General features: G+C 38.9%; 9 protein-coding genes. 3 read left to right on the top strand and 6 right to left on the bottom strand.

The genetic code is table 11. The features are described from left to right. Positions 1 to 1803: UvrD-helicase domain-containing protein (locus tag PSN35_RS05450; protein ID WP_300030566.1), on the bottom strand; the 1803-nt coding region annotated here is incomplete at its 3' end. Positions 1804 to 1920: 117 nt separating this feature from the next. On the opposite strand from PSN35_RS05450, the gene PSN35_RS05445 reads away from it, so the two are divergent. After that, positions 1921 to 2106: a hypothetical protein gene (locus PSN35_RS05445; protein WP_300030563.1), complete on the top strand. Its 186-nt coding sequence runs from the start codon at positions 1921 to 1923 to the stop codon at positions 2104 to 2106. Between the two features lie 53 nt (positions 2107 to 2159). Beyond that, positions 2160 to 3107 (top strand): EF-P beta-lysylation protein EpmB, encoded by a 948-nt coding sequence (epmB, locus tag PSN35_RS05440; RefSeq protein WP_300030560.1) that lies wholly within the window; start codon positions 2160 to 2162, stop codon positions 3105 to 3107. A 146-nt stretch (positions 3108 to 3253) separates the two neighbouring features. Here epmB and PSN35_RS05435 read toward each other — a convergent pair whose 3' ends face one another. Continuing rightward, the gene (locus PSN35_RS05435) at positions 3254 to 3769 is read right to left on the bottom strand and encodes a TlpA disulfide reductase family protein (protein ID WP_300030557.1); all 516 of its coding nucleotides are present in this window, start codon (positions 3767 to 3769) and stop codon (positions 3254 to 3256) included. Positions 3770 to 3782: 13 nt separating this feature from the next. Between PSN35_RS05435 and arsC the strand changes: the two genes are divergently transcribed. Further along, positions 3783 to 4130 carry an arsenate reductase (glutaredoxin) gene (gene arsC / locus PSN35_RS05430; protein ID WP_300030554.1) on the top strand — a complete coding sequence of 116 codons (348 nt, stop codon included), beginning with the start codon at positions 3783 to 3785 and terminating at the stop codon, positions 4128 to 4130. A gap of 7 nt (positions 4131 to 4137) precedes the next feature. Here arsC and PSN35_RS05425 read toward each other — a convergent pair whose 3' ends face one another. The 4 genes from PSN35_RS05425 to nadD all read right to left on the bottom strand — a co-directional run bounded on the left by PSN35_RS05425 (position 4138) and on the right by nadD (position 6399). Next, complete coding sequence (locus PSN35_RS05425; RefSeq protein WP_300030551.1) at positions 4138 to 4800, bottom strand: glutathione S-transferase family protein; 663 nt, start codon at positions 4798 to 4800, stop codon at positions 4138 to 4140. 162 nt (positions 4801 to 4962) lie between these two features. Continuing rightward, positions 4963 to 5430 carry a 23S rRNA (pseudouridine(1915)-N(3))-methyltransferase RlmH gene (rlmH, locus tag PSN35_RS05420; RefSeq protein ID WP_300030548.1) on the bottom strand — a complete coding sequence of 156 codons (468 nt, stop codon included), beginning with the start codon at positions 5428 to 5430 and terminating at the stop codon, positions 4963 to 4965. A 5-nt stretch (positions 5431 to 5435) separates the two neighbouring features. Next, positions 5436 to 5774: a ribosome silencing factor gene (gene rsfS, locus PSN35_RS05415; RefSeq protein ID WP_300030545.1), complete on the bottom strand. Its 339-nt coding sequence runs from the start codon at positions 5772 to 5774 to the stop codon at positions 5436 to 5438. 4 nt (positions 5775 to 5778) lie between these two features. After that, positions 5779 to 6399 carry a nicotinate (nicotinamide) nucleotide adenylyltransferase gene (gene nadD, locus PSN35_RS05410; protein WP_300030542.1) on the bottom strand — a complete coding sequence of 207 codons (621 nt, stop codon included), beginning with the start codon at positions 6397 to 6399 and terminating at the stop codon, positions 5779 to 5781. Positions 6400 to 6502 lie beyond the last annotated feature (103 nt).

Raw genomic sequence — 6502 nt, 5'->3', positions numbered from 1 at the left:
CATACCTACGTAGCATAGGCGTCTTTCTTCATCCAGCAGATGTGGTTCATCCTTGGATTGTCTAGAAGGAAACAAATCCTCTTCAAGACCCCCTAAAAATACATTGGGAAATTCCAAGCCTTTAGCAGAGTGAATGGTCATTAGTTGCACATTGTCAGCAGCTGGAGTGTTGGCGTCACCGCTTGAATCTAGCGAGGCGAGTGAGATAAACCCAACCACCTCATTCATTTCACTATCTTCCTCATGATTGTATTGCTTGGCAGCAGAAATCAACTCCTCGAGGTTTTCTTTTTTACTGCCAGCTTTGTCGGTTTTATCGTTGCTGTAATGTGCCATTAAGCCGGATTCTTTTAATAAATAAGCCACTTTTTCACTTAACTCTAAATGCTTGCTGTCATCGGCCATGTGCTCAATCAGCTGGATAAATCCAGTGAGCGCATTAGCAGCGCGCGTTGGTAGGGCTGGCACTACTTGTCTGGCGGCTTGAAATAAATTAGTGTGCTCATCACGTGCAAATTCTCGCACCTTTTCCAGAGTTGCGTTGCCAATCCCGCGTGTTGGAAAATTCACCACACGCTCAAAGGCGACATTATCAGCCGAGCTTTCAATCATGCGTAGATAGCATAAGGCATCTTTAATTTCAGCGCGCTCAAAAAAACGTAAGCCACCATAAATAACATAAGGAATATTGTATTTAATCAGCGCCTCTTCAAACACACGAGACTGTGCGTTTGATCGATACAAGATGGCATTGTCGCTAGCTTTATCGCCATCTTTTATATTTTTTTGAATAGCACGAACCACATAATCTGCTTCATCGGTTTCAGTGCGCGCTTCATAGATATTAATCAGATCACCATTGCCAGAATCTGTCCATAATGATTTACCCATGCGATTAGAATTATTGGCAATCAAGGCATTAGAGGCTGATAAAATATTTCCGGTTGAGCGATAATTTTGCTCAAGGCGAATGGTTTGTATGGGTGCAAAATCAGTTTCTAATTTGGTGATATTTTCAATTTTTGCACCACGCCAACCGTAAATTGATTGATCATCGTCACCCACGCAAAATACTTTATTATTGCCGGTGAATAATTGTTGGATCCATTTATATTGCACGGTATTGGTATCTTGAAACTCATCCACCAAAATATGAGAAAAGCGAGCTTGATAATGCTCGAGTAGCTCAATATTGTTTTTTAGTAGTTCATAGCTTCGTACTAGTAATTCAGCAAAATCAATTAAATCATTGGCGCGACAATGCGCCTCATACAGTACAAAAACTTCCAAGCTTTTTTTAACAAAAAAGTTATAACCCGGATCTACGTCTTGTGCGCGTACACCTTCATCCTTTTGCTGGTTAATAAACCACTGCACTTTTCTAACTGGAAATTTAGATTCATCAATGTTGTTTTCTTTCATCAAGCGCTTAATAATGCGCATTTGATCTTGAGCGTCAAGTATTTGAAAACCAGAAGTCAATCCGGCTTTTTCATAATGCGTACGCAATAGACGATGCGCCAAGCCATGGAATGTGCCTACCCACATGCTTTGAATAGGGCGTCTTAATAAGGCACCAAGTCGTTCGCGCATCTCTGCAGCGGCCTTATTAGTAAAGGTAACGGCCAAAATGCTGTCAGTATGAATATTTTTTTGCGTGACTAAATAAGCAATGCGATGTGTTAAGACACGCGTCTTACCACTGCCTGCACCCGCTAGTATTAAGGCATTCTGAGTATCATCGAGTGCAACTGATTGATGTTGTTTGTCATTTAAACCGTTGGTTATTTCTGATAAATTCATGGATTTTTCTTGCCTTATGGAATTTAATGGTTATAATATTATCTTTCTCTTATGTCAGTTGAAAAACGCTCTGATATAAGCAACAAAATTATAAACATTATTTAAGGAGTAACAGCAATGACTTACTACGAAGGCGTTAAAAAAATGGAAGAAATGGGCGTAAACGACAACTACATTCAAGGGTGGGTTGCAGGCTTCTTAGAAAATCCTGAAATTGAAGAGCAAAGAAAAACTGAAGCGTATGAAGCTGGCTACGAAGATGGTCAAGATCATTCAGACGAAAACTTCGCTAACTTTTGTTAATCCTTAAGTAGTTGAATGTTATAAAAGCCCCTGACGGGGCTTTTTTTACGTCTATGAATAAATGGAATCAGCAAGCCAGAAAAGTGCTTAAAGGCGCTAATCAGAGTAATGAATTTTTCAATACTCAGGTGTTTTCTGATCATAAATTTCCGATCAAAATCCCCCTGGAATATGCTCAGCTGATTGATCCAAACAATCCGAATGATCCGCTGCTAAAGCAAGTGCTTCCACAAATACAGGGTGTTGATAACGCTTATTCATTGTCACCCCTAAATGATGAGCAGCATTCACCGGTTGATGGGTTGATTCACAAATACCCTAACCGAGTATTGTTAATCACTTCTCAGGTTTGTGCTATCCATTGCCAGTATTGTTTTAGGCAAAATTTTGATTATACGCAGCATGATGCGTTGAGCAATTGGCCAGCGGTTGAAGCTTATATTGAAAAGCAGCTTGCGGTTAATGAAGTTATTTTAAGTGGGGGTGATCCACTTAGTTTGAGTGATGAAAAACTTGAGCAACTAATCAAAAAAATTGAAAATTTTAAACATATCACAACGCTGCGTATTCATTCTCGCTCAATAGTGGTTATTCCAAGTCGAATTACCGCTAAATTAGAGAAAATACTAGCAAAAACACGGCTAAAAGTGGTCCTGGTGACTCATATTAATCATGCAAATGAGTTATCATCAGCATTTTGCAAAAATATCGAAAAAATTGAAAATGTGACTTTGCTGAATCAATCAGTACTGTTAAAAGGCGTTAATGATAATTTAGACACGCTAACAAAGCTTAGTCTTGAGTTGTTTTCAGCAGGAATCTTGCCTTATTACTTACACATGTTGGATAAAGTGAAGGGTGCTGAGCACTATTTTGTGACAGATGAAAAAGCGCTTAAATTACACCGCCAGCTGCAAGCCAAGTTGAGTGGCTATTTAGTACCGAAGTTGGTGCGTGACCAAGGAGAAAGCGCTAAAACTTGGTTATACCATATTCAATAAATAATTACACCAATACAAGCTCACCTTCACGGCATTTTTATTTATAAAAAATATAAGCCTTATCAATAAGTAAGGCTAGATTTTTTACCAACAAAACTACCATAAATATAACCCTGTATTAATATAATTATTTATTGAATATGGTATTACTTTGAAATCGCCGCTTGCAAAGATTCGATATCCATCTCACCCATTCTAAAGTCAACTAACTGACCTTCAGGATTGTAAACATACGTGGTTGGCATGCCAAATACTTCGCCAAATCTTGAAAATTGTGGCCCGTTATTTTCATCAAATAAAATAATCGGGTAGCTAACCATAAAGGTGTCGGTGAAATCAGCAATGGCGCGTTTATCAGCTTGTTCATAGTCAAGACCTAGGATCAGTACTTTATCTTTATTGGTTTCGTAAAATTCTACAAAAGCAGGAATTTCCTTTAAACAAGGCGGACACCAAGTAGCCCAAAAATTAACCACTAAGTATTTTCCTTTGGTAGTTTGATCCGTGTGAATAGTGCCCTGTGTATCAGTTAATGAAAAAATAGGGGTTGTTATTTTCCCGGCTTGATCACGCGCCTGTTTGGCAGCGTCAACAATTTCATTAACCGTAATTGCGTGGGCGTATCCTGATAACAGCGCAAGTATAATAAGTAGTTTTTTCATAATAATATTTATAATGAGTACAATAATTTATCACAATCCAAGATGTAGTAAATCTCGATCAACCCTAGGAATTTTAGAGCAAAAGAGCACTGACTTTGAAGTAATTAAATACCTTGATACACCACCAACCGCAGACGAATTAAAAGCACTGTTAGTTGAGCTTGATATGGACGCAAGATCACTCATGCGCACGTTTGAAGCGCCGTACAAAGATAACAATCTAGACGATGAATCATTAACGAAAGATCAGTTAATACAAGCAATGATTGACAATCCGATCTTAATTGAACGCCCTATTGTAAAAACTGACAAAGGGGTTGTAATTGGCAGGCCGCCAGAAAACGTTCTAGCGATTCTTTAGCTTAAGACTATTCGTCAACTAGTAGGGTAGATAGGTGGCCTTCACGTCCTTCGATATTTGAGTAGTAAACATCATCGAGTCCGTCCACCACAGAAGTGGCTACTTCTTCAACGGCTAAAATTGCATCACTCCAGGCGCTTAAGTGTTTGAATTCAGCAATAGACAAAGCGTTATCAGTAAATTCATTAATCCAAGCTAGGCGCATAAAGATCGGCGCTAGAGCGGCGTCAATCATGTTGAAGTCGCTGCCGTTAAAAAAAGCATCACTATTTTTGGCTGATTCTAGTTTAGCTAATTTATTAAACAAAGCCTCTTTTGAGGCGTTGAATTTATCCTTGTCACCCGTTACTAAGCCAAATAAATCATCAAACATGGCAGATGAAAAAGCAATCCAAGAGCGATTATTAGCCTTTTGCACAACATTATCAGGATGGATAGAAGTGGTGCTAATATCATTAATAAATTCAGTAATCACAGACGATTCAAACACAATTTGATCATCCACTTTTAATAGCGGCACTTGCCCCGTTGGTGAGATTTCTTTAAACCAATCTGGCGGATCCATGGGGTTGATGTAGGTAATTTCAAAGTCAATCTTCTGTGTATTAAGCAAAATAATTGCACGTTGTGCAAAAGGGCAAAGTTTAAAGCTAATAAGTTCTAATTTCATAATGATGTTTATTGATTTTTTGATGCGATTATACCGCTAACCATTAGCAAGCTTTTTGTTCTTCTGCAAGGCGGGCAATCAAAATATTGATCAAGCATAGGTGGAACTATGTGATTGAAATATTTTAATTGTTCAACGCAGTCAGAAGGGCAAAAGCTGCCGCTAATCACGATGGTAGGGGTGGTTGGTTAATAATGAATGGGCACGATATAGTTGCTCAACGGCTAGTAATCTTGCCATGGAATGGGGTAAGGTTAAATTGGATAACCCCCAGAGTTGATTGGCATGGTTTTTTACCTCGTCACTAAGCCCATCTGCACCACCAATAATAAGCGAAATAGTTTCGCCATTTTGTTGCCAATCACCCAAATATTTGGCAATGGTTTTAGTGCTGTGTTGTTTACCATGTTCGTCAAAGGCAATGACCAGGCTTGAATCTTTACTGGCTTTAATAATAAGCTCGCCTTCAAGTGCTTTAATTTGCTCAATATTTTTGCCTTTGCGCTTTTGTGCCTCTAGGGAAATCAGGTTAAAATTAAGTTGCGCAGGCAGTTGTTTTTGATAATGATTAATCCCGGTTTGTATCCAATCTGGCATTTTTTTACCAATAACAACCAAGTTAATCTTCATGGCTATTAGTCGTTATCAGTACCGGTCCAAAGTTTTTCTAGCTTGTAAAACTCTCTGGTTTTTTCAGTCATCACATGCACCACTACTTCGGCTAAATCTACCAAAACCCAGTGGCCAGTTTCTGTGCCCTCGACACCTGAAACTTGCATGCCAAGGCGTTTTGCTTCAATTTTAATGTTGTTGGCAATACCACGAACGTGCTGAACAGAGCGACCTGTGGCAATTACGATAGCTTCAATATCAGCACTTTGATCAAGTACTTTAAGCGTTACAATATCCTCGCCTTTTAATTCGTCAATGGTGTCGGTAACAACTTTTAGTTGTGCTTCTAGGTTTAGGCTCATGGTTTTATCTCAAATAATTAATAACGCTGGCAGGCAGGAGCTCAGCCAAGTTTTGCTTAGCGCGTATTTTACCATTAGCCGTCGTGTCAAACAAAATACCTCGAATTTTGCTAGAGGAAATATCGTGTAAGTTAGTATTGGCAAAATATAGTAGCCCTGCGCCTTGCTTGGCAAGTTCAGATTTATGCTTAACCAATTTAAAATGATAAGTATCAGCAGGTTTTTCTTGGCCAGGCCTTGCTAGTACAATTAAGTGACAGTACTGCTGAAATTCAAGATAATCTTTCCAGCTACTGAGCTGCTTAAAGCTATCCATGCCAATAATTAGACAAATAGATTGTTGCGGGTATTGGTGTTTAATCTGCTTAAGTGAGTGAATGGTATAAGACTCAACATCTGAATTAATTTCGCGTTCATCAATTGCCAAATCTGGAAAATCTTGAACAGCTGCATGCAGCATATCTAGACGTTGTTGAGTTGAAAATGTCAAGGCGTTTTTGTGAACTGGCGCTTTGCAAGGCATTAAATATAGAGCTGACAAATCTAATTGTTGTTTAATTTGTACTGCGTTATTTAAATGCCCAAGATGAACAGGATCAAAGGAGCCACCAAAAAATCCAATCATAACATGGCTTGCACTTCTTTAAGGCTGAGTGCTTCAGTTGGATAGGCAACCAACCCTTGTGACATGCCTTCAACAAAGCGAACAAAATCTCGCTCGTTGTCCA

Origin of the sequence: Candidatus Thioglobus sp., from assembly GCF_028599055.1 — a bacterium.
Taxonomy (GTDB): domain Bacteria; phylum Pseudomonadota; class Gammaproteobacteria; order PS1; family Pseudothioglobaceae; genus Thioglobus_A.
Note: the sequence above shows the minus strand (reverse complement) of the source record. Positions and strands in the feature narration are given on the sequence as shown.

What these genes read in the sequence shown, in the direction of transcription:
- PSN35_RS05435 (WP_300030557.1), bottom strand. Translation starts at nt 3,769, where the DNA reads ATGAAAAAACTACTTATTATACTTGCGCTGTTATCAGGATACGCCCAC.
- arsC (WP_300030554.1), top strand. Translation starts at nt 3,783, where the DNA reads ATGAGTACAATAATTTATCACAATCCAAGATGTAGTAAATCTCGATCA.
- rsfS (WP_300030545.1), bottom strand. Translation starts at nt 5,774, where the DNA reads ATGAGCCTAAACCTAGAAGCACAACTAAAAGTTGTTACCGACACCATT.
- rlmH (WP_300030548.1), bottom strand. Translation starts at nt 5,430, where the DNA reads ATGAAGATTAACTTGGTTGTTATTGGTAAAAAAATGCCAGATTGGATA.
- PSN35_RS05445 (WP_300030563.1), top strand. Translation starts at nt 1,921, where the DNA reads ATGACTTACTACGAAGGCGTTAAAAAAATGGAAGAAATGGGCGTAAAC.
- PSN35_RS05425 (WP_300030551.1), bottom strand. Translation starts at nt 4,800, where the DNA reads ATGAAATTAGAACTTATTAGCTTTAAACTTTGCCCTTTTGCACAACGT.
- epmB (WP_300030560.1), top strand. Translation starts at nt 2,160, where the DNA reads ATGAATAAATGGAATCAGCAAGCCAGAAAAGTGCTTAAAGGCGCTAAT.
- nadD (WP_300030542.1), bottom strand. Translation starts at nt 6,399, where the DNA reads ATGATTGGATTTTTTGGTGGCTCCTTTGATCCTGTTCATCTTGGGCAT.